The organism is Vibrio sp. 05-20-BW147 (genome assembly GCF_013369385.1).
Taxonomy (GTDB): domain Bacteria; phylum Pseudomonadota; class Gammaproteobacteria; order Enterobacterales; family Vibrionaceae; genus Vibrio; species Vibrio floridensis.
On record NZ_SZTO01000114.1, the window covers coordinates 1 to 416 of the forward strand.

The 416-nt window shown below is 51.2% G+C and carries 1 protein-coding gene; it reads left to right on the forward strand.

Annotated elements, in window-relative coordinates:
• Nucleotides 1–416, forward strand: a 416-nt coding sequence (locus FC652_RS20365; RefSeq protein ID WP_217904696.1) for a tetratricopeptide repeat protein, incomplete at both ends; no start/stop codon positions are given.

Below are 416 nucleotides of genomic sequence, written 5' to 3' on the forward strand. Positions count from 1 at the left end.
TAATCGCTTACGTTGGTGACGACCAAACGCCGGCTTTGCGAGAGCCGGTTGTGACAGCCATGCTCAACAAAGGCATTAGGCAAGGCCAGCTAAATCAGTCTGAGCAAGAAATTCAAACCTACAATGACGTGATCGCTTACGTGGGTGACGACCAAACGCCGGCTTTGCGAGAGCCGGTTGTGACAGCCATGCTCAACAAAGGCATTAGGCAAGGCCAGCTAAATCAGTCTGAGCAAGAAATCCAAACCTACACTGACGTAATCGCTTACGTGGGTGACGACCAAACGCCGGCTTTGCGAGAGCGGGTTGTGACGGCCATGCTCAACAAAGGTATTACGCAAGGCCAGCTAAATCAGTCTGAGCAAGCCATCCAAACCTACAATGACTTAATCGCTTACGTTGGTGACGACCAAACG